The 20092-nt window shown below is 65.3% G+C and carries 19 protein-coding genes; 7 read left to right on the top strand and 12 right to left on the bottom strand.

All coding sequences use genetic code 11. From position 1 onward, the window contains the following. Positions 1–239 precede the first annotated feature (239 nt). From B0E49_RS18930 to B0E49_RS18920, 3 genes are all read right to left on the bottom strand, one after another. Positions 240–2162, bottom strand: a complete 1923-nt coding sequence (locus tag B0E49_RS18930) for a chloride channel protein (RefSeq protein ID WP_077564128.1) — start codon at positions 2160–2162, stop codon at positions 240–242. Positions 2163–2367: 205 nt separating this feature from the next. Further along, a complete protein-coding gene (locus B0E49_RS18925) occupies positions 2368–3189 on the bottom strand; it encodes an isocitrate lyase/PEP mutase family protein (protein WP_077564224.1) in 822 nt (273 codons plus the stop codon). A 58-nt stretch (positions 3190–3247) separates the two neighbouring features. After that, a complete protein-coding gene (locus B0E49_RS18920) occupies positions 3248–4144 on the bottom strand; it encodes a c-type cytochrome (RefSeq protein ID WP_077564126.1) in 897 nt (298 codons plus the stop codon). Positions 4145–4269: 125 nt separating this feature from the next. Between B0E49_RS18920 and B0E49_RS18915 the strand changes: the two genes are divergently transcribed. Beyond that, positions 4270–5511 carry a DNA polymerase Y family protein gene (locus B0E49_RS18915; RefSeq protein ID WP_077564124.1) on the top strand — a complete coding sequence of 414 codons (1242 nt, stop codon included), beginning with the start codon at positions 4270–4272 and terminating at the stop codon, positions 5509–5511. Positions 5512–5554: 43 nt separating this feature from the next. On the opposite strand, the gene B0E49_RS18910 is transcribed toward B0E49_RS18915, so the two are convergent. Together B0E49_RS18910 and B0E49_RS18905 are read right to left on the bottom strand one after the other, a co-directional pair. Further along, a complete protein-coding gene (locus B0E49_RS18910) occupies positions 5555–5944 on the bottom strand; it encodes a c-type cytochrome (RefSeq protein WP_077564122.1) in 390 nt (129 codons plus the stop codon). Between the two features lie 2 nt (positions 5945–5946). Then, positions 5947–6525, bottom strand: a complete 579-nt coding sequence (locus B0E49_RS18905; protein ID WP_077564120.1) for a ferritin-like domain-containing protein — start codon at positions 6523–6525, stop codon at positions 5947–5949. A 206-nt stretch (positions 6526–6731) separates the two neighbouring features. Here B0E49_RS18905 and B0E49_RS18900 point away from each other — a divergent pair, with 206 nt between their 5' ends. Continuing rightward, the gene (locus B0E49_RS18900; RefSeq protein WP_286138124.1) at positions 6732–7034 is read left to right on the top strand and encodes a hypothetical protein; all 303 of its coding nucleotides are present in this window, start codon (positions 6732–6734) and stop codon (positions 7032–7034) included. Between the two features lie 14 nt (positions 7035–7048). After that, entirely contained in the window at positions 7049–7915 is an 867-nt protein-coding gene (locus B0E49_RS18895) for an enoyl-CoA hydratase-related protein (RefSeq protein ID WP_077564118.1), read from the top strand. A 44-nt stretch (positions 7916–7959) separates the two neighbouring features. Here B0E49_RS18895 and queF read toward each other — a convergent pair whose 3' ends face one another. The 7 genes from queF to B0E49_RS18860 form a co-directional block, all read right to left on the bottom strand. Beyond that, on the bottom strand, positions 7960–8805 hold the full coding sequence (queF, locus tag B0E49_RS18890; protein ID WP_077564117.1) for an NADPH-dependent 7-cyano-7-deazaguanine reductase QueF: 846 nt from the start codon (positions 8803–8805) through the stop codon (positions 7960–7962). 25 nt (positions 8806–8830) lie between these two features. Beyond that, positions 8831–9724 (bottom strand): alpha/beta fold hydrolase, encoded by an 894-nt coding sequence (locus B0E49_RS18885; RefSeq protein ID WP_077564115.1) that lies wholly within the window; start codon positions 9722–9724, stop codon positions 8831–8833. Positions 9725–9763: 39 nt separating this feature from the next. Then, positions 9764–10630, bottom strand: a complete 867-nt coding sequence (locus tag B0E49_RS18880) for a 2OG-Fe(II) oxygenase (RefSeq protein ID WP_077564221.1) — start codon at positions 10628–10630, stop codon at positions 9764–9766. An 8-nt stretch (positions 10631–10638) separates the two neighbouring features. Continuing rightward, a complete protein-coding gene (yaaA, locus tag B0E49_RS18875; RefSeq protein WP_077564113.1) occupies positions 10639–11415 on the bottom strand; it encodes a peroxide stress protein YaaA in 777 nt (258 codons plus the stop codon). Positions 11416–11617: 202 nt separating this feature from the next. Continuing rightward, complete coding sequence (locus B0E49_RS18870) at positions 11618–12208, bottom strand: DUF3501 family protein (RefSeq protein ID WP_077564111.1); 591 nt, start codon at positions 12206–12208, stop codon at positions 11618–11620. Positions 12209–12213: 5 nt separating this feature from the next. Continuing rightward, on the bottom strand, positions 12214–13563 hold the full coding sequence (locus B0E49_RS18865; RefSeq protein ID WP_077564109.1) for a (Fe-S)-binding protein: 1350 nt from the start codon (positions 13561–13563) through the stop codon (positions 12214–12216). Between the two features lie 86 nt (positions 13564–13649). Next, positions 13650–14075, bottom strand: a complete 426-nt coding sequence (locus B0E49_RS18860; protein ID WP_077564107.1) for a rubrerythrin family protein — start codon at positions 14073–14075, stop codon at positions 13650–13652. 267 nt (positions 14076–14342) lie between these two features. On the opposite strand from B0E49_RS18860, the gene B0E49_RS18855 reads away from it, so the two are divergent. The 4 genes from B0E49_RS18855 to B0E49_RS18840 all read left to right on the top strand — a co-directional run bounded on the left by B0E49_RS18855 (position 14343) and on the right by B0E49_RS18840 (position 20083). Continuing rightward, on the top strand, positions 14343–14972 hold the full coding sequence (locus B0E49_RS18855; RefSeq protein WP_077564106.1) for a VOC family protein: 630 nt from the start codon (positions 14343–14345) through the stop codon (positions 14970–14972). Between the two features lie 93 nt (positions 14973–15065). Further along, entirely contained in the window at positions 15066–16820 is a 1755-nt protein-coding gene (locus tag B0E49_RS18850; RefSeq protein WP_077564219.1) for an FAD-dependent oxidoreductase, read from the top strand. Between the two features lie 19 nt (positions 16821–16839). Next, a complete protein-coding gene (locus B0E49_RS18845; protein ID WP_077564105.1) occupies positions 16840–17028 on the top strand; it encodes a DUF2783 domain-containing protein in 189 nt (62 codons plus the stop codon). A 73-nt stretch (positions 17029–17101) separates the two neighbouring features. Then, positions 17102–20083: a valine--tRNA ligase gene (locus tag B0E49_RS18840; RefSeq protein ID WP_077564104.1), complete on the top strand. Its 2982-nt coding sequence runs from the start codon at positions 17102–17104 to the stop codon at positions 20081–20083. The last annotated feature ends 9 nt before the right edge of the window (positions 20084–20092 follow it).

Here is a 20092-nt window from a genome sequence, read left to right as displayed (position 1 = left end):
TCATGCTCGCAATATAGTGGAGGGTGCGTGCCTGGAGTGCGCCGGCCGTGGCGGGTTGTTGATCTATGTCAGGTCAATGCACAACTGGGTAGCGACGTTCGCGCCGGGTGCGTTGGCGATCATTAGCAAGCCGGCCAGCGTGGAGGTGACCATGGCTCCCATGTTGATCCAGCAGGGTGGTGTAGGTCGTCCGCCGCCCGCGCCCCGGTGCGCGCGCAAGGCCCGCGGGGCCTGCCGCTTCAGGCGCGCCGTGTCGGCTTGCGCGGCTTGCTGAACCGGATATGCCTTCGACTACGGCTTCCCTCGCGCAAACGCTTGCCATGCGCGGCAATGATGTCGCCGCGCGTGAGCATGCCAACCAGCTCGTGCGGTGCAGTCTGGGTGATCACCATCAGCCGGCCCACCCGCTGCGCCACCATCAAATCGGCGGCGGCGCGCAGCGAATGGTCCTCATTGACCATGACAGGCGCGCGAGTCGCCAACTCGCCGACGGTGGCCGTGCCATGCAACTGCGGGTTCAGCAAGGCGCGCAAGGTCACCAAACCCTTCACCTGGCCCGCCTCGTCCACCACCGGGAACCCATAATGCCGAGACTGCGATGAGCCCTCGCTGAGCCAGCGCCGGACATCCTCCAGGGTCTGGTCCGCACGCAGCGAATACACCCCGCGCGAACACACCTTCCCCACGGTGATTTGGTCCAGATAGTCGGCTGCATACTCGGACGGCACGCGCACACCACGCCGGGCAATCTTCTCCGTCATGATCGTGTTGCGCATCAACAGCGCGGAAATCAGATAGGCCGCGGTGCAGCCGCCGAGTAGAGGCAACAGGCAGGCGGCTTGCCGCGTGGTCTCGAAGGAGAACACGATCGCTGTCAAGAATGCCCGCGAGGAGCCGGCAAAAATGGCCGCCATGCCCACCAATGCCGCAATGCGAATGTCAACGTGAAACCAGGGCAGCACATCAATGACACCACCGCCGAGCAGCGCGCCGAGGGAGCCACCAATCATGAACAGCGGCGCCAGCGTACCGCCTGATGTGCCACTGCCCAGCGAGATGACCCACGACACAAACTTGAGCGTGCCAAAGGTGAACAGCAAGAGAGCCCCAAAACGGCCCTGCACCAGCGCGTCGATATTGTCGTAGCCCACACCCAGGGTCCGTGGCTCGATCCAGCCGATGACCCCGGCGACGAGGGCGCCCAGTGCCGGCCACCACATCCAGTGGATCGGCAGCTTCTCAAACAGGTCCTCGACGCCATACACCGCCTTGGTCACCCACACCGAGGCAAAGCCGACGACGCCGCCAACCACGACATAGGTGGCCAGCGCCCAGCCCCCGGGCTCGATCACGTTGGGCATGGGAAATACCGGGGCGGCGCCATAGGTGGCATAGCGCACGCCCACCGCCGTCACGGTCGCCAAAGCCACCGGGATCAATGAGCTCGGGCGCAGTTCGAACAGCAGCAACTCCACGGCCAGAACCAGCGCTGCGAGCGGCGCGCCGAACACCGCCGCCATGCCAGCGGCCGCGCCGGCGGCCAGCAGCACCTTGCGCTCGTTGGCTGTCACCCGCAGCAACTGGCCAATGAGCGAGCCCAGCGCGCCCCCGGTGGAGATGATCGGCCCCTCGGCGCCGAACGGACCGCCGGTACCAATCGTGAAGGCTGCCGACAGCGGTTTGAGCCAGGTAATGCGCGCGGGAATTTTCGACTCGTTGGTGAGGATTTGCTCCATCGCCTCGGGAATGCCATGACCCTGAATCGCGCGCGACCCCCAACGCGCCATGACACCGGCGGCCAGACCGCCGACCGCCGGCAGCAAGATGACCCACGCGCCCAAATGATTGTCTGCTGGCGACAACACAAACGAGCCCTGTCTCGCATGGGGACCCAGCACATCGGACACACGGCCGTAAAAGCAGATGTCGGTAATCAAATTGATCAGCAACATCAACAATTGCGCAACCCATGCTGCAGCGGCACCCAATACGACGGCCAGCGCGCTGATCAGCAAGATGCGGTGCGTCACCAGGGTTGACTCGCGGGGCATGTGCGCCGCATCCAGCGATACGCCGAGTGCCGGCGCTACCGGTAAGGCGTCGGTGCTGCCAAGAGTGCGCACGTCAAGGTGCCCGGCCAGCTTGTCATTAGGCGGCGTCATGGATTCTTCACAAAGGTATAAGCGGGATGTTGTGCTGGCGGCAGGGAAAACGGAAGGGCCAGCGTCACCGATGCGCCGACAGGGCCCAACCTACGCCAGGTGTCACTCGCGCAAACGACGCCCATCGCTCCCCGCAGCGGGAGGCAATTATATCGCCGCCTGCCAGGCTATCGATGCGGCGGCATTGACTGATCGAATCCGCCGGTCAGGGCGGCAACATCGCGCTGATGTCGGCGTGGCTCACGGCGTCCTGCGTGAAGCCGAAGGTGCCGTGCTCGCGCATCTCGCGCCCGGCGCGCAGCATGGCGCCGAAGGCGGCGCGCGCGAGGGAGCCGCCAATGCTGACGCGCCTGACGCCCAGCTTCGAGAGAGCCTCCAGCGTGAGGTCCATGCCCTGCAGCCCCGCAAGCACGTTGACGGGGCGATCCACCGAACTGACCACCGCGGCGATGTCCTCGCGGGTTTTGAGGCCCGGCGCATACAGCACGTCGGCCCCCGCCTCCTGATAGGCCTGCAATCGGGCGATGGTGTCCTTGAGGTCCGGCCGGCCGTGCAGGTAGTTTTCCGCGCGCGCCGTCAGGGTGAACGCAAACGGCAGCGCGCGCGCCGCGGCGGCGGCGGCGCGGATGCGCCCGACCGCCACATCCAGGGGGTAAATCGGATCGCCGGGACGTCGGGTGGCGTCCTCGATGGAGCCGCCAACCACGCCTGCCGCTGCCGCGCGCGAAATGGTTTGCGTGACCGCTTCGGGCTCATCGCCAAAGCCGTTTTCGAGATCGGCGCTGAGCGGCAGCTCCGTGGCCGACGCCAGCTCCGCCAGGTGCAGCATCATCTGGTCGCGACCGACCGCGCCATCGCGCCGGCCCGTTGAGAATGCGTAGCCGGCACTGGTGCTGGCCAGCGCCTCGAAGCCCAGTGACGCCAGCAGCCGCGCCGTACCCACATCCCACGGGTTGGGAATGATGAAGGCGTGGTCCTGCTGGTGCAGCGCGCGAAACCGGTCGGCTTTTTCCCGTTGAGATGGCATCACTTTCCCTTTCTGGCGTACGTTTGCCAGCAGGTCCAATTTTGCGCCGCCAGCCTTGTCAGCGTTGCCCATGCGGCTTTGCGGGAACGGTCTTGAGGAACGCGTACACCGCCTGCGCATCAATGTCGTCGAGTTGGCCCAGCGACTCAAACGGCATCACGGCAATGGCGCTGCCGTCCGGGCGCTTGCCGCTGCGCAGCATGGCAATGAAATGCGTGGCATCCGGATAGCGGCCCATGACGCTGCCCTCGCCCGGCGTCAGGTTGGCGGCGGCGGGCCAGTCGGGCGGGCCACCGGGAATCTTGCCACCCGACAGCCCGGCACCGTGGCAGCCGATGCACATGTTCGCCACGTACGCGCCGTGCGCCACCGAGACAGCGACGGGAACCGGCTGCGCGGGCGGCAATGAATGATCGATCTTCTCGGCGGCATCCTGGATGGCGCCAAAGCCGTACAAAACCTTGACCGGCAGGGGAAGTTCCACCACGGCGGCCCCGCCCGGCAGGGGCGGCAGGCTCTTCAGGTAGGCGATGAGCGCACCCAGGTCGGCGTCGGTGAACCGGTTGTAATCCTCGGCCGGCATGATGAAGACCGCGCGGCCATCCGGCTTGATGCCCTGGCGGATGGTGCGCACCCAGTCTTCGGGCTGGTAGCGGGCCACTACGCCGCCGGGGGTGATGTTGGGGCCGGCAATGTGCATGCCCTTGCCGTCATTGATGAAGTCGCGCCCACCTCCATTGGCGCCGTGGCACTCGGCGCAGCCGCGCGACATGAAGAGATAGCGGCCCTGCTGCAGGCTGGCCGCATCGGTCGGCAAGGCGACCGCCTGGACGGCCAGAGAAATCTGGCGCGCCCGTTTGCGCTCGGCCAGCTGTGTCCCGAGCACGGCGGTCGCGACCACCAGCAGCGCCAATACAGCCAAAACCCAGGCCGCCCATTTGAGCCAGCGTTTCATGTGAGTCTCCTCTCGGATCGAAATGTTGATCTTTTTTGTCTTTACTTAACTTTACATTTGCCGACTTTAGACTTGGCCCGGCACTTTGTCAAAACGAGGCGCCACCACTTGCTATCCTGCTGCGCATGAGTGCCCCGATCCGCCGCATTGCCCACCTCGACATGGACGCGTTTTACGCCTCGGTCGAGCTGCTGCGCTATCCGCAGCTCAAGGGCTTGCCGGTGGTCATCGGCGGGGGCCGACGCGCCGCCGACGAAGCCCTGCGCGCGCTGCAGGGCGAACGCGGTCTGGCCGACATCCCGGTGGCGGCCTTTCCGGTGCTGCGGGACTACACGGGCCGCGGCGTGATCACCACGGCCACCTATGCGGCGCGGCAGTTCGGCGTCGGCTCGGCGCTGGGGCTGATGAAAGCGGCCCGGCTGTGCCCGCAGGCCATCCTGCTGCCGGTGGACTTCGACGAGTACCGCAAGTACTCGCGCCTGTTCAAGGCCACCATCCTGGAGATCGCGCCGCTCATGGAAGACCGCGGTGTGGACGAGGTGTACATCGACTTCACCGAGGTGCCCGGCGGCCAGCGCGAGGGCGGGCGCGTGCTGGCGCGGCTGATCCAGAAAGCCGTGTTCGACCGGACCGGCCTGACCTGTTCGATCGGCGTGGCGCCGAACAAGCTGATCGCCAAGATGGCCAGCGAGTTCAACAAACCCAACGGCATCTCCATCGTGCACGAAGGCGATCTGCAAAGCCTGATCTGGCCGCTGGCCTGCCGCAAGATCAACGGCATCGGCCCGAAGGCGGACGAGAAGCTGGCGCGGCTGCACATCCACACCATTGGCGATCTCGCGGCGCAAAGCCGCGAATGGCTGATCGAGCATTTCGGCAAGGCCACGGGCGCCTGGATGCATGAGGCGGCGCACGGGCGCGACGCGCGGCCCGTGGTGCTGGAGAGCGAGCCGGTCTCCATCAGCCGGGAGACCACGTTTGAGCGCGACCTGCACGCGGTGCGCGACCGGGCCGAGCTGGGCGCGATCTTCACCGCGTTGTGCGAGAAGCTGGCCGGCGACCTGCAGCGCAAGGGCTTTGTCGCCAAGACTATCGGCATCAAGCTGCGCTACGACAACTTCAAGGGCGTGACGCGCGACCAGACCATCGCCCACTACACGGCGGACGCCAGGACCATTCGCCACACCGCCGGCCTGTGCCTCAAGCGCGTGCCGCTGGCGCAGCGGCTGCGCCTGCTGGGCGTGCGCGTGGGCTCGCTTTTGAAGGCGGAAGAGGCCCGGGAATTTGAATCAAATGCGTCTTTAGCCCATACCACATATTCGCAATCAGCTACCGATTCAATAGCAACCACGGACCAGTTGTTTTGAACCCGGCCGCGCCCGCGCAAGGCGCACCGGAACGGCCCAACCGCTACTTCAGCGTCGCGAGGTAGGCCACCAGATCGGCGCGGTCCTGCGCATCGTCCACCTGGTAGTTCATCTTCTGGCCGGGCACCAGGCCTTCGGGGTTCTTCAGCCACAGCAGCAGCTTCTCGCGCGTCCAGAGGAAATGACTTTGCGCCAGCGCCGGCGAGTAGTCGTAGCCCGGCACGCTGCCGGACATGCGCCCCAGCACGCCCTTGTGCATCGGGCCCACGCGATTCGCGTCCACGCTGTGGCAGGCACCGCAGCGGGACTCGTACAAGGCCTGGCCGCGCGTGGCCGAACCGCTGTCCTGCGCCACGGCAGACGTGGCGCCGATGGCGAGCAGCAGCGCGCCCAGCACAGCCGGCGCCCGCCGCGGCCGCTTGCCGCGCGCCATGTTCAGGCCCCGAAGCTCAGCGCGTCGTTCGGCAGCGGCCGGCCCAGCGCACCGAGCAGCGCGGTGTAGTGCATGGTCTCGTCCGCCGCCAGGCGGCCCGCCACCTTGGCCAGGTCGCGGTTGCCGAAGGCCGGGATCACGCCAAGGTAGGCATTGACCGCGCCGAGTTCGAGCCGGGTCGCCAGCTCCAGCACGTCGGTCTGGTTCTTCAGCGTGTTGGCGTGCAGTTCGGCGGCGTACTGGGCCAGCGTTTTCTCGGCCACGGGCTTGCCGCCCAGTTTGTTGATGGTGGCGATGAGCGCGTCGCGGTGCCCCTTGTGCTGGCTCTGGAACAGCACGGCCACCTTGAGCGGGCCCGGTTGCAGCAGGCCGCTGGTGGCGCCGAGCTGGTAGGCGTTGATGGCCTCGTGCTCGAGGCCAAGCGCCACGTTGAGGATGGACACGTCCTTGGACATGTCGCCGCCCATGCCTTGTGCCAGTGCTTCCTTGCCCGCCAGCATGGCCACGGCCACCGCGGACAGGCCGCCGGTGGTGCCCAGGAATGAACGACGCGATGCCGCAGGGGGGGTGATGAGTTGCATGTGAATCTCCTTGTGGGTTGCCGTCGCCGAAATGGTTGCGACACCTGCTTTACGCGGCGGCCCGCAACGACGGATTCAGCTTGTCCCCTGGGGTTTGTCGGGCATTGAGGATTTGAATCCAGCAGCCCGCCGCCTGCGTAGCGCGCGCGACGGCATTGACACAAGCTTACGCGTAACTTACTCTTGAAAAGCTACTGGAGGCTTTCATGAACCGCCACCTGACGCATCGCCCAAGCCATCCTCTGACGCTGACCCGGCTCCAGCGCATCAAGCGGTGGCATGTCGCACACAAGGCCGACCATCCGCTGGAGTACCAGCTGTGGGACGCGATGCTGACGCTGTGGGTCATGGGCTGGGTGGGCTGGGTGCCGGCCTTTGCGTTTGGGGCGCCGTGGGCCTATCCGCTGTGCGTGCTGGCGATCGGGTCGCCGCGCCTGTACGTGGGCTGGCGCACGCGTGCCCACGAGACGCAGCGTCTCAGGTGTGACTGGCTGGACGCCGCCGGCTGAACTACAGTGCGGGCATGCACACCACCACCACGACCCCGTCCAGCCTTAGCTGCTTCTCCCTCACGACCACGGATCATGTGGCGCACCTGGTGCTGAATCGCCCCGAGGCGCTGAACACCATGAACCCGGCGTTCTGGCGCGAGCTCGATCAGGTGCTGACCACGCTGCACAAGGACGGCACGGCGCGCGCGCTGGTGATCTCCAGCACCGGCAAGCATTTTTCGGCCGGCATGGCGCTCGACACCTTTGGCGGCGCCATCGCCATGGACGACCAGAGCGCCGAAGGGCGCGCCGCCATCTTCGATCTGCTGACCGACATGCAGGCCACCTTCACCCAACTGGAGACGCTGCGCATCCCGGTGATCGCCGCGATCCAGGGCGGCTGCATCGGCGGCGCAGTCGATATGGTGACGGCCTGCTGCATCCGCTACGCAACAAAGGACGCGTTCTTCTGCATCCAGGAAATCAACATCGGCATGGTGGCCGACGTCGGCACGCTGCAGCGGTTGCCGAAGCTGATCCCGCTCGGCGTGGTGAAGGAGCTGGCCTATACCGGCCGGCGCCTGTCGGCCCAGAAGGCGCTGGGCTACGGCCTGGTCAACGAAGTCTTCGACACGCCCGAGGCCCTGCTGGCCGCCGCGCTGCAATGCGCCCGGGAGATCGCCAGCAAGCCGCCGGTCGCCATCTGGGGCACCAAGCAGGTCATCCACTACGCCCGCGATCACACGGTGGACGATGCGCTCAAGCAGATGGGCTGGATCCAGGGCGCGATCTGGAGCAACGCCCATGTGCGCGAGGCCGTGACCGCCATGAAAGAGAAACGCGTGGGCAATTTCACGGCGCTGTCAGAACTCCAATCTTTTAGAGAAATCGACCTGTAGCCAATACCGGGTCTTCGCAAGCAGCTACTATTTCAGTAGCAACCCTATTGCCGCGCGGTGCGGATATTCGGCGGCAGCGTCTGCGGGTAGCTGGTGCGAAACGGGTTGATGTCCAGGCCGCCGCGGCGCGTGTAGCGCGCATACACCGCCAGCTTCGTGGGCTGGCAGCGCGTCCACAGGTCCATGAAGATGCGCTCGACGCACTGCTCGTGGAACTCGTTGTGGTTGCGAAAGCTGACCAGGTACTGCAGCAGGCCGCCCTGCTCGATCTGCGGGCCGCTGTAGCTGATCTGCACGCTGCCCCAGTCGGGCTGGCCGGTCACCAGGCAGTTGCTCTTGAGCAGGTTGCTGGTCAGCACCTCGGTCACGGGCTGCTCGTCAAACGCGGCCGTCAACAGCTCGGGCGCCGGCGTGTACTGGCTGCACTCGACGTCGAGCCGGTCCAGGCTCAGGCCGTCGAGTTCATGCACCGGCTCGCGGTCGAACATCTCGGGCAGCAACACCTTCACGCCGACGGAGGATTGCACCGGGCCGCCGCGCCACACGGCCTCGGTGATGTCGGCGCGGATGCAGGCACGCACGGCCTCGACGTCGGCGAACTTCGTGTTGCTGAAGCTGCCCAGGTAGAGCTTGAACGACTTGCTCTCCACGATGTTCGGCGACTCGCACGGCACCATGATGTGGGCCAGCGCCACCTGCGGCTTGCCGCGCAGGTTGAGCCAGCTGAGCTCGAACGCGGTCCACAGGTCGGCGCCAAAAAAGGGCGGCGCGCCGACCACCCCGATCTCCGCGCGCTTGGCGGCGCGTGGAATCGGGAACAGTTGCGCGGCGTCGTAGTGATCGACGTAACTGGCCGGCTTGCCGAGCAGGGAGTCTTCGGGGTTGTTCATGGCGAGTGATCTGTGCGGCGCGGCTTCAGGTGGCGTCGAGGTGCGGAATCAGGGGTTCGAGCAGCCGCTCGATCACGCCGGGCGGCAGGTCGTGGCCCATGCCTTCGACACCGACCAGCCGTGCGCCGCGGACGCGCCGCGCCGTGTCTTCGCCGCAGGCGTAGGGCACCAGCGGATCGGCCTTGCCGTGCAGCACCAGCGTCGGGCTTTGAACGCGCGCAAGATCGGCCGCTCGCGTGACATCGGCCACGATGGCCAGCATCTGGCGCAGCGTACCGACCGGATGAAAGCTGCGCTGGATGCCGATCAGGATGCGCTCGCGCATCTGCGCATCGGTCATCGGGAAGCCCGGACTGCCGATCGCCTTGAACAGTTTGACGTAGTAGTCGGCCACGTCCGCCAGCGCGTTGCTCGCGGGCCGGCCCAGCATGGCGCGCATCACCTCGGGGCGGGCTTGCGGCAAGCCGCGTGCGCCGCTCGAGCTCATGATGCTGGTCAGGCTGAGCACCCGCTCGGGCGCCGCAATGGCAACGCGCTGGGCAATCATGCCGCCCATGCTGACGCCGACCACATGCGCCTTGTCGATATGCAGCGCATCCAGCACGCCGATCGCGTCCAGCGCCATGTCGGCCAGGCTGTAGGGCGCACGCGGCGTGAGGCCGAGCTTGAGCTTGAGCCCCTGCCACAGCAGGTTGGGTTTGCCGAGCTGGTCGAAATGCTGGGACAGGCCGATGTCGCGGTTGTCAAACCGGATCACGCGGTAGCCGGCGTCCACCAGCGCCTGCACCAGCGCGGGTGGCCAGGCCACCAGCTGCATACCCAGGCCCATGATCAGCAGCACCGCCGGGCGCGCCTCGCCGGGCGCGCCGGGGCCGCTGTCTTCGACTTCGATATCAATGCCGTTTGCTCTTATTTTCATAGCTAACTGTCATTTCTCCATATGGGCTACAGCCCTGTTTTATATAAATTCGTGTTCGCGCAGCCACTTCGTGGCAATCCACTTCTCGCCGGCAATCACGGGCGCGCCGCCATGCAGGGTAAAGGTGCTGGGGTGCGGCCGCTCGTAGCTGAAGAACACCGCGTTGCCGCGTTTCGGGGCGACTTCCAGATGCACATTCGGGAACGTGGTGCCGCCGCCCTTCTCGGGCTCGCTCAGGTAGATCACCAGCGTGGCCACGCGCTGGCCGCCGCGTTCGAGAATGGCCGGCGTGCCGGGCTCGTCCGGGTCGAAATAGTCGTAGTGCGGCCTGTACTCCGCGCCCGGTGGGTAGTGCAGGATCTGCAGGCCTTCGCCATTTTCCGCTGGCCAGTTGACGAGCCGCGCAATGCGCGCCTCGATGCGCGCCACCAGTTCGTTTTCGCCGCGTTCGAAAAACATGCCGCGGCTGGTGCGGTCATCGCTCGGTGCCTCGCCGCGTTCCTCGGTGGCCACGGTGAGCGAGCGCGCCATGCGCGGGCGCGCCGCCGCGATCAGGGCGTCGCATTCGTCGTCGCCCAGCAGGTTGCCGAACACCACCAGGCGCGGATCCGTCATGGCCTGCAGCACATGCACGCGCCGGTCGCCCGCATCCAGATAGAGCGGCGACCCGGCCAGCGCCGGCTCGGGCACCGGCACGGCCGGCGGCAGCTCGTCCTCCTCGGCCCGCGCCGCCTCCCTGGCGAGGTGCTCGCTCAGGACCTTTTGCAGCGCCACCAGCGCCCCGTCCTCGTGCCAGCCGGAGGCCACCATGGAGTCGAGCATGCTCTGCGGCGGCTGCCCGGACGCGGCCTGCGCCACGATCCACTGGCGCAGTTCGGGGGTGATGTGTTGCGGGCTATCGCTCATGACGTCGCTCACGCTGCTTTCCGGCGAAACACCAGCCGCTCGGGGCTCGATGCGCCCGCGTCGAACGCATAGCCCTCGAGGTCGAACGCCTCGAGCCGTTTGGGCGTACCGATGCGGTGCGTGGCGGCATAGCGCGCCATCAGGCCGCGCGCCCGCTTGGCGAAGAAGCTGATGACCTTGTAGCGGCCGTTTTTGAACTCTTCAAAGACGCACTCCACGACGCGCGCCTTGAGCGCCTTGCGGTCCACCGACTTGAAATACTCCGCCGATGCCAGGTTCACGATCACCGGCGTCCTGTCGGACTGCAGCCGCTCGTTCAGGTGCTCCGCGATCTGCGCGCCCCAGAACTGGTACAGGTTCTTGCCCTTTTTGGTCGGCAGCTGGGTGCCCATCTCCAGCCGATACGGCTGCATGCGGTCCAGCGGGCGCAGCACGCCGTACAGGCCGCTCAGGATGCACAGATGGTCCTGCGCCCACGCCAGCTGCGGCGGCTTGAGCGTTCTGGCATCGAGCCCGCCGTACACATCGCCGTTGAACGCAAGCGCCGCCTGACGCGAATTTTGGGCCGTGAAGCGCGGCACCCAGGCCTGGTAGCGCGCCGCGTTCAGGCTGGAGAGTGCATCGCTCAGGTGCATGAGTTCGGCCACCTGCTGCGGCGACTTTTGCGCCAGCACCTTGATCAGTTCCGTCGACTGGCGCACAAACTGCGGCTGCGTGTGCGGCACGTCGTCTCCCACCGGAGTGTCGTAGTCGAGAGCTTTGGCAGGGGACAACAAAAACAGCATGGCTCAAACTTCTGAAAAAATAATACAGACATTTGTCATTCCCGCGAAGGCGGGAATCCATGTCGCAAACGCAGTTGACTTGCAAGGACACAGTGGATCCCCGCCTCCGCGGGGATGACAGCGCCATTTATAAAAGTGCCCTTCAAAATAAAAAGGCTTCGCAGTGGAAGCCTTCATTATCGTGAATGGAAGCGCCGGTGGGTTATCGAAGGTCTCCGGCCAGCGAGGCCAGTGTCTCGGGCGCGACCTGCGTGTGCGCGAGGTAGTGCGTGTGGTCGCAGCCGAGCTTGACGCCGGCGCCGGCCTTGACCGACGCGCACATCGCGGGCGTGAGCTCGAAGCGCACGAAGTGCACGGCCGAGGTCTTCTCGTCGTTCTCACGGTCCATGTCCTCGTCGGCAATCGCGTAGACGCGGGCGTGGCCCTCGACCTCGACGAACAGGCGGTCTTCCACGCCGATCAGGCGCGCCAGTTCGCGCCGGCGCTCGTTGATGTCGGTGTATTCGATCATCATCGTGGCCTTCCAGTTGCTGCCGTCGGGCACCAGCGGCGCGTAGGCCTCGATCTCCTGCTCGATACCCTCTTCTTCAAAAATTTTCTCCACGCGCAGCATTTCCTGGATCTGGTAGCGGATCGTGGTCTCGCTCTCGAACTGCAGGTTGATGTGCTCGCCCAGGTGCACCGAGCGCAGCTTGCGGTGCGCCATCACCTCGGCCTTGTGCGCCTTGCGCCACTTGCTGTAGGCCTCCAGGCTCATGAGGCTGTCGGGCGTGATTTTTCCGGTGAGTTGCATGGTGTTTACTCCAGGCCGTAGGCGGTGCGGATCAGGGTCAGCGGGTGCTTTTGCGGCGGCGCGCCCAGCTGGTTGACTTCAAAGCCCTGCGCAATGTGGTGGCCGCCCAGCGGGCAGTCGCTGCTGATCACGTCGGGCAGGCCGCCATCCTTGTGCTGGGCCATGGCCTTGAACAGCGGCTTGCCGATTTTCATGGCCTGCTGGTGCGTGGCCTTCTTCACGCCAAAGGTGCCCGCGTGGCCCGAGCAGCGCTCATGCGTCTGCACGCTGGTGCCGGGCACCATCTTGAGCATTTCCTCGGTCTTTTTGCCGATGTTCTGCACCCGGCCGTGGCACGGAATCTGGTAGCTGATCTTGCCCAGCGGCGTCGTGAATTCGGTCTTCAGCAGGCCGTCGCGCTTGCGCGCCATCAGGTACTCGAACGGGTCCCACATGTGTTCCTTGACCAGCTGCACATCGGCATCAATGGGGTACATCAAGGGCAGCTCCTGCTTGAACATCAGCGCGCAGCTGGGCACCGCCGCGAGGATCGCGTAGCCGTCCCTCGCATACTTCGCGAGCACCGGGATGTTGGCTTCCTTGTGTTCATTGACGCCGTCGAGATCGCCCAGCTCCAGCTTGGGCATGCCGCAGCATTTTTCCTTTTCGACGAGCACATACGGCACCTCGTTGTGGTCGAGGATTTTCAACAGGTCGTGCCCGATGCCGGGCTCGTTGTAGTTGATGTAGCAGGTGGCAAAGATCGCCACCTTGCCGGGCGTCTTCTCGCCGTCGCGCACCGGATAGTCTTTCGATACCGGCGTGTGCGAGCGGAATTTGCGCGTCGCCAGCGCCGGCAGCCACGCGTCCTTGTCCACGCCCAGCGTTTTCTCCATCAGGCCGCGCGCCAGCTTCGTGTGGTTCACCGCATTGGCCACCTGCACCACGATGGGAATGCCGGCGATCTGGCCGTGCACGTCGGTCGAGGCGAGGAGCCTCTCGCCCACGCCGACCTCGCCCTTCTTGAACTTGATGGCCTTGGCGCGCAGCATGGTGTGCGGGAAGTCCACGTTCCACGGATGCGGCGGCACGTAGGGGCACTTGGTCATGTAGCACAGGTCGCACAGGTAGCACTGATCGACCACCTTCCAGTAGTCTTTTTTATCGACGCCCTCGACGTCCATGGTCTTGTTTTCGTCGATCAGGTCGAACAGCGTAGGAAACGCGCCGCACAGGCTCACACAGCGGCGGCAACCATGGCAGATATCGAAGATGCGCTCCATCTCCTGCAATGCGGCGTCTTCGTTGTAGAACCCGGGATTTTTCCAGTCGATGGCGTGACGCGTGGGGGCTTGCAGGTTGCCTTCGGTGGCCATGAGGGATCCTTCCTTTTTCTCAAGCGGGTGCGGAGTGTTCTGCATTGGGCACTGCCAAAGCAATGCCCAACACGCAAGACTCGGGGTCAGTCCACGAGCTCGCCCAGCGCCTTGACGTAGCGATTGGCGTGCGAGCGCTCGGCCTTGGCCAGGGTCTCGAACCAGTCGGCGATCTCGTCGAAGCCTTCGCTGCGCGCGGTCTTGGCCATGCCGGGGTACATGTCGGTGTACTCGTGGGTCTCGCCGGCCACAGCCGACTTGAGGTTGTCACGGGTCGGGCCGATCGGCAGGCCGGTGGCCGGATCGCCGGAGCCATGTTCGAGAAACTCGAGGTGGCCGTGCGCATGACCGGTTTCACCTTCCGCGGTCGAGCGGAACAGCGCCGCCACGTCGTTCTGGCCTTCCACGTCGGCCTTGTTGGCGAAATACAGATAACGGCGGTTGGCCTGGGATTCGCCTGAGAAGGCGTCCTTCAGGTTTTGCTCCGTCTTGGAGCCTTTGAGTGCTGCCATGGGTTTCTCCTATAGAGGTTGAACAAATTGACCCGGTCGCTTTGAACGATTCATGTCAAAGACCACTGAAGGGTAGCCCCGATAGAGGCGCACGTCTAATTGTCTGAATCAATGCCTTGAATTGCAGTTGGCTATTGCATCGATAGTGTTGATAACCATTCTCGATACCAAAGTCGCTCCACGCGCGCCATCATTGGCTTAAAAGATGAATTACGGTATAGTAAACGAATTACGCATTAGTAAATTTCATTTGACCCGGAGACACTCATGGCTGCCGTTCTGAAAGACCTTGCCCACCTGCCCGCCCCCGCGCCGATTCACCAGTTGCACCACGTGGCCTACCGCGCGAAGGACGCCGAGGAAACACGGCACTTCTATGAGGACATCCTGGGGCTGCCGCTGTACCACATCATCCAGAGCGATGTGGTGCCGAGCACCGGCGAGTACTGCCCGTACACGCACTTTTTCTTCCGCCTGCAGGACGGCTCGTTCATCGCCTTCTTCGATCTGGGCAACGACGAGGCGGCGCTGCCCTCACCCAACAATCCGGCGTGGGTCAACCACATTTCGTTTCGGGTGGACTCGGTGCAGACACTCAAGGACATGAAGACCCGGCTCGAGGCCCACGGCGTGGAAGTGCTGGGCATCACCGACCACCACATCTTCCACAGCATTTATTTTTTCGACCCCAACGGCGTGCGGCTGGAGCTCAGCGCGCAGCTGGCCGACGAGTTCCAGATGCTGCAGGAGAGCAAAACCGCGCACGCCCGGCTGGCCGAGTGGACGGCGCGCAAGGAGCAGTGGCGCCGCGAGCGCGCCGCCGGCAAGACCACGTCAGCGCTCAAACCGCAGCAAAATGACCGTCCGGAGTTCACCAGGAAAAGCGCCCCGCAGTAGTGTTTACTATGCTTTTGATAGCGACTTGTGTATACCCCATATGGACCAAGGCCGCTTTTGGTTAACAATCAAAAAATTTGAGCATTGCATGCCATGCCAGAGACAAACACCCCGACCCACCCCGCCTGGCGCGAGATCGCCCCGCCGCCCGGCTACGAATTCACTGGCGGCGCCGGCTACGCGTTGCCCGAATACCCGTTTGTGGTGCCGCCCGAGCTCCAGAGCGGCGCCGTGGTGCGCCATCCGGTGGTCATCGTGGGCGGCGGCATCACCGGCCTGACGCTGGCCTGTTCGCTGGCGCGCCTGGGCGTCGACGCCGTGCTGCTGGACGAGGACAACACCGTGGGCGTGAAGGGCGCATCCTCGCGCGGCATCTGCTACACGCAAAAGTCGCTGGAAATTTTCCACCGGCTGGGCATTTACGAGCGCATCGCCAAAAAGGGCGTGCAGTGGAGCGTGGGCCGCACCTTCGCGGGCCACGATGAGGTGTATTCGTTCGACCTGCGCGAGCAGAGCAACTTCAACCTCTCGACGCAGCCGCCGTTCATCAACATCCAGCAGTTCTACATCGAAGGCTTTCTGGTCGAGCGGATTTACGAGTTGGGCCACGTGGACCTCCGCTGGAAGAACCGCGTCACGGCCTTCAAGCAGAACGACGAATTCGCCACGCTCACCGTGGAAACCCCGGCTGGCAGCTACCAGATCGAAGCCAATCACGTGATCGACGCCACGGGCTGCAGCACGCCGTTCCACCAGTGGTGCGCCGCCACGTTGCAGACCAAACGCGGCGACGACCGCTGGTGCATTGCCGACGTGCGCTTCACCAAGCACCCGCCGGTGGAGCGCCACACCTGGATCGAGGCGCCGTTCAACGAGAACCGCGCGGTCTGGCAGCACCTGATGGCCGACGACGTGTGGCGCATCGACTACCAGATGGCGCCAAACGCCGACCCAAACTATGTCAGCCGCGAAGACGTGGTGCGCGAGCGCCTGGCGCGCCAGTTCGGCCCCGACGTGGGCGTAGACATCGTCTGGGTCGGCCCCTACGCCTACCGCAGCCAGTGCGTCGACCGCCTGCGCATGGGACGCGTGTTTTTCATGGGCGACACCGCCAAGGTCGTCAGCCCGTTCGGCGCGCGCGGCGGCAACACCGGCGTGGCCGATGCCGACAACCTGGCCTGGAAGCTGGCCGCCGTGCTGCGCGGCCAGGCCAGGCCCGCGCTCCTGGACAGCTACCACGACGAGCGCCACGAGGCGGCCCGGCAGAACGTGCTGGTCACGAACCGCACGGCACGCTTTTTGCGCCCGGCCGATGGCGTGGAGCGGCTGTTTCGCAGCGCCGCCATCAGCCTGGCCAAGCAGTATGCGTTTGCGCGCAGCCTGATCAACACCGGCCGCATGGCGGTGGCCAACAGCTACACGCGCTCACCCATTTGCGGGCCCACGGGCGGCCTGTCGGTGCAGAACGTGGCGTTCAGCTGGGCCGATGGCGAAGCCGGGAGCAATGGCACCCGGCCCGGCTCGCAGGGCGTGGTGAACGACCTGCTGACCTGGGCCCAGGGCCATTTGCTGGTGCTGGTGTTCGGTGATGTTTCTGCCGCCGCGAGCCAGCGCCTGCGTCAGCTCACGAACGGCAGGCCGGTGCGCAGCGTGCAGGTGGTGGGCACCGACGGCCAGCCGCAGGCATTTGAGCACGTGCGCGACCCGAAAGGCCACCTGCAGGGCGCCTGCCACGTGTTTGGCCACGCCTGGGCGCTGGTGCGCCCCGACGGCTACCTGGCCGCCACCGGCGAGGCCGTGGACGACCAGTTGGTCCACGCGATTGAGAAATGCCTCGGCCACCAGTAATGGACGCGAAGACAACACCATGAAAACCACCCTTAATTTCCACGACGCCGACACCTTCTACGAGCAGCTGCTCGACGCCCACACGGGCCTGAGCCCGGAGGACTCGCAGCTGCTCAACGCCCGGCTGATCCTGCTGCTGGCCAACCAGGTGGGCGACGACCGCGTGCTGGCGGAGTGCATCGCGGCGGCCAGGGCGACCCCGAAGTAAAATCGGGCCATCCCGCAACCAGCTCGCAAACGGCACCTCACGGGTGCCGTTTTCCGTTTCCCTGAAGCCCCACATGACCGACACGCTGCAACAACCCGGCCTCAACAGCCTTTCCAAGTCTTTCGAGCCCGCCGCCCTGGAAGCCCACTGGGGCCCCGAGTGGGAGCGCCGCGGCTATGCGGTCGCCGGCTACCGCGGCACGAAGGCGCCGAAGGCCGGCGAAGCGTCGTTCGCGATCCAGCTGCCGCCGCCCAACGTGACGGGCACGCTGCACATGGGCCACGCGTTCAACCAGACCATCATGGACAGCCTGACGCGCTACCACCGCATGAAGGGCGCCAACACGGTCTGGGTGCCGGGCACCGACCATGCCGGCATCGCCACGCAAATCGTGGTGGAGCGCCAGTTGCAGGAACAGGGCATCAGCCGCCATGACATGGGCCCCACGCCCGATGTGGCGCGCAAGAACTTCGTGAGCAAGGTCTGGGAGTGGAAGGAGCAAAGCGGCAACACCATCACCACGCAGATGCGCCGCATGGGCGACAGCGTGGACTGGAGCCGCGAGTACTTCACCATGGACCCCAAGCTGTCCGGTGTGGTGACCGAAACCTTCGTGCGGCTGTATGAACAGGGCCTGATCTACCGCGGCAAGCGCCTGGTGAACTGGGACCCGGTGCTGAAAACCGCGGTCAGCGATCTCGAAGTCGAGAGCGAGGAGGAAGACGGTTTTCTGTGGCACATCGCCTACCCGTTGGCGGATGGCTCGGGCGCCCTCACGGTTGCCACCACGCGCCCCGAAACCATGCTCGGCGACGTCGCCGTGATGGTGCATCCAGAGGACGAGCGCTACCGGCACCTGATCGGCAAGGAAGTGATGCTGCCCCTGTGCGACCGCAAGATTCCCGTGATTGCCGACGACTACGTGGACAGGGCCTTCGGCACGGGCGTGGTCAAGGTGACCCCGGCCCATGACGTGAACGACTATGCCGTGGGCCAGCGCCATGGACTGCCGATCATCGGCGTGCTCACGCTGGACGCCGCCATCAACGACAACGCGCCGCAGAAATACCGCGGACTCGACCGATTCGTGGCGCGCAAGCAGGTGGTCGCCGATCTCGAAGCCATCGGGGCGCTGGTGGAGGTCAGGAAGCACAAGCTCATGGTGCCGCGCTGCGCCCGCACCGGCCAGGTGATCGAGCCCATGCTAACCGACCAGTGGTTCGTGGCCATGAACAGAGCCCCCACGCTCCCCGCTTCGCGTGGTTCGCTGCCCCCCGAGGGGGCCATCCCCGGCTTGGGGCGGCCCGGCGCCGGAGAACAGGTCAGCGACACGCGGAGCATCGCGCAAAAAGCCATCGACGCGGTGGACAGCGGCGCGGTGCGCTTCGTACCCGAGCAATGGGTCAACACCTACAACCAGTGGATGAACAACATCCAGGACTGGTGCATCAGCCGCCAGCTCTGGTGGGGCCACCAGATTCCGGCCTGGTACGACGAAGCTGGCCAAGTCTATGTGGCGCGCAACGAGGCCGAGGCGCAGGCCCAGGCGCCCGGCAAAAAGCTCACGCGCGACGAAGATGTGCTCGACACCTGGTACTCGTCGGCGCTGGTGCCGTTTTCCACCATGGGCTGGCCGAACCAGGGCGATGCGCCCACCGACGACTACAACCTGTACCTGCCCTCCTCCGTGCTGGTCACCGGCTACGACATCATCTTCTTCTGGGTCGCGCGCATGATCATGATGACGACCCACTTCACGGGCCGCGTGCCATTCAAGCACGTCTACATCCACGGCCTGGTGCGCGACTCGCACGGCCAGAAGATGAGCAAGTCGGAGGGCAATGTGCTCGATCCGGTGGACCTGATCGACGGCATTGCGCTTGGCCCCCTGCTCGACAAGCGCACGGTCGGCCTGCGCAAGCCCGAGACGGCGCCGCAGGTGCGCAAGAACACCGAGAAGGAATTTCCCGACGGCATCCCGGCCTTTGGCGCCGACGCGCTGCGCTTCACCTTCGCCGCGCTCGCCACCCTGGGGCGCAGCATCAACTTCGACGCCAGGCGCTGCGAGGGCTACCGCAACTTCTGCAACAAGCTCTGGAACGCGACGCGTTTCGTGCTGATGAACTGCGAGGGTCAGGACTGTGGCCTCGAAGAACACACCAAGGCGCAATGTGCACCGGGCCAGCCCTTTCACGGCTACCTGCGCTTCAGCCCCGCGGACCGCTGGATCAGCTCGCTGCTGCAAAAGGTCGAGGCCGAGGTGGCCCGGGGCTTCGAAGACTACCGTCTCGACAACGTGGCCGGCGCCCTCTACCAGTTTGTCTGGGACGAGTTTTGCGACTGGTACCTGGAGATCGCCAAAGTGCAAATCCAGACCGGTGACGCTGCCCAGCAGCGCGCGACGCGCCGCACGCTGATCCGCACGCTCGAGGCGATCCTGCGGCTGGCGCACCCGCTCATTCCGTTCATCTCGGAAGAGCTCTGGCAAAAAGTTGCACCGGTGGCCGGCATTGGCGGGGAGTCGGTCAGCATTGCGCCCTACCCGGTCAGCCAGCCGGCCAAGATCGACGAAGCCGCGATCGCGCACGTCGCCAAACTCAAGTCGCTGGTCGATGCCTGCCGCAATTTGCGCGGCGAAATGAAGGTGTCGCCCGCAACCCGCCTACCGCTCTTCGCGCTGGCGCACAACGCCGATGAGACCGCCTTCATGCAGCAGGCGGCGCCGGTGCTGCGCGCGCTGGCCAAGCTCAGCGAAGTGAAAGTGTTCGACGATGAGGCCGCGTGGGCCGGCGCCGCCCAGGCCGCACCGGTGGCGGTGGTCGGCGAGACGCGCATCTGCCTGCACATGGAGATCGACGTCGCCGCCGAGAAAGCCCGTCTGGGCAAGGAAGCCGCGCGTCTCGAAGGCGAGATCGCCAAGACCCAGGGCAAGCTGGGCAACGAGGCCTTTGTCGCCAAGGCACCACCCGCCGTGATCGATCAGGAGCGCAAACGCCTGGCGGATTTCACGGCGACGCTGATCAAGGTGCAGGAGCAGCTCGCGCGCCTGGGCTGACCCACACGG

This window comes from Polaromonas sp. C04 (genome assembly GCF_002002705.1).
Lineage (GTDB): Bacteria > Pseudomonadota > Gammaproteobacteria > Burkholderiales > Burkholderiaceae_C > Rhodoferax_A.
This window is presented reverse-complemented; position numbering and strand designations above follow the sequence as displayed.

Coding starts and splice junctions, on each gene's coding strand:
- B0E49_RS18930 (WP_077564128.1), bottom strand. CDS start 2,162: ATGACGCCGCCTAATGACAAGCTGGCCGGGCACCTTGACGTGCGCACT.
- B0E49_RS18925 (WP_077564224.1), bottom strand. CDS start 3,189: ATGCCATCTCAACGGGAAAAAGCCGACCGGTTTCGCGCGCTGCACCAG.
- B0E49_RS18920 (WP_077564126.1), bottom strand. CDS start 4,144: ATGAAACGCTGGCTCAAATGGGCGGCCTGGGTTTTGGCTGTATTGGCG.
- B0E49_RS18915 (WP_077564124.1), top strand. CDS start 4,270: ATGAGTGCCCCGATCCGCCGCATTGCCCACCTCGACATGGACGCGTTT.
- B0E49_RS18910 (WP_077564122.1), bottom strand. CDS start 5,944: ATGGCGCGCGGCAAGCGGCCGCGGCGGGCGCCGGCTGTGCTGGGCGCG.
- B0E49_RS18905 (WP_077564120.1), bottom strand. CDS start 6,525: ATGCAACTCATCACCCCCCCTGCGGCATCGCGTCGTTCATTCCTGGGC.
- B0E49_RS18900 (WP_286138124.1), top strand. CDS start 6,732: ATGAACCGCCACCTGACGCATCGCCCAAGCCATCCTCTGACGCTGACC.
- B0E49_RS18895 (WP_077564118.1), top strand. CDS start 7,049: ATGCACACCACCACCACGACCCCGTCCAGCCTTAGCTGCTTCTCCCTC.
- queF (WP_077564117.1), bottom strand. CDS start 8,805: ATGAACAACCCCGAAGACTCCCTGCTCGGCAAGCCGGCCAGTTACGTC.
- B0E49_RS18885 (WP_077564115.1), bottom strand. CDS start 9,724: ATGAAAATAAGAGCAAACGGCATTGATATCGAAGTCGAAGACAGCGGC.
- B0E49_RS18880 (WP_077564221.1), bottom strand. CDS start 10,630: ATGAGCGATAGCCCGCAACACATCACCCCCGAACTGCGCCAGTGGATC.
- yaaA (WP_077564113.1), bottom strand. CDS start 11,415: ATGCTGTTTTTGTTGTCCCCTGCCAAAGCTCTCGACTACGACACTCCG.
- B0E49_RS18870 (WP_077564111.1), bottom strand. CDS start 12,208: ATGCAACTCACCGGAAAAATCACGCCCGACAGCCTCATGAGCCTGGAG.
- B0E49_RS18865 (WP_077564109.1), bottom strand. CDS start 13,563: ATGGCCACCGAAGGCAACCTGCAAGCCCCCACGCGTCACGCCATCGAC.
- B0E49_RS18860 (WP_077564107.1), bottom strand. CDS start 14,075: ATGGCAGCACTCAAAGGCTCCAAGACGGAGCAAAACCTGAAGGACGCC.
- B0E49_RS18855 (WP_077564106.1), top strand. CDS start 14,343: ATGGCTGCCGTTCTGAAAGACCTTGCCCACCTGCCCGCCCCCGCGCCG.
- B0E49_RS18850 (WP_077564219.1), top strand. CDS start 15,066: ATGCCAGAGACAAACACCCCGACCCACCCCGCCTGGCGCGAGATCGCC.
- B0E49_RS18845 (WP_077564105.1), top strand. CDS start 16,840: ATGAAAACCACCCTTAATTTCCACGACGCCGACACCTTCTACGAGCAG.
- B0E49_RS18840 (WP_077564104.1), top strand. CDS start 17,102: ATGACCGACACGCTGCAACAACCCGGCCTCAACAGCCTTTCCAAGTCT.